The organism is Cupriavidus sp. SIMBA_020 (assembly GCF_046535395.1).
In the GTDB taxonomy this organism is placed as follows: domain Bacteria; phylum Pseudomonadota; class Gammaproteobacteria; order Burkholderiales; family Burkholderiaceae; genus Cupriavidus; species Cupriavidus campinensis.
In genome coordinates, this window is record NZ_JAWRWU010000691.1 from 1 (window position 1) to 268 (window position 268).

At 66.4% G+C, this 268-nt stretch carries 1 protein-coding gene; it reads left to right on the top strand.

What is annotated here, in order from left to right:
- On the top strand, positions 1 to 268 hold a 268-nt coding region (locus SB751_RS31090; protein ID WP_410749154.1), incomplete at both ends, for a GNVR domain-containing protein.

A 268-nucleotide genomic window follows, 5' to 3' on the forward strand; every position in this document is an offset into this window, starting at 1 on the left:
GGCCGATCTGACACGCGACGCGAAAGTGGCCGAGCAGATCTACGTGGCAATGGTCGGCAAGGCAAACGAGTTGTCGGTCACGCGTGCGGGCACGATCGGCAACGCGCACATTCTCGATGCCGCCGTGCGACCCGCGGCGCCGATCAAGCCGCAGAGCGCCTTCATCATCCCCATCGGCGGCGTGCTGGGGCTCATGTGCGGCGTGTTGTTCGTCACCGTGCCGCGCCGGTTCTCGTCGAAGATCGAGGATCCGGTTGCCGTCGAGCGG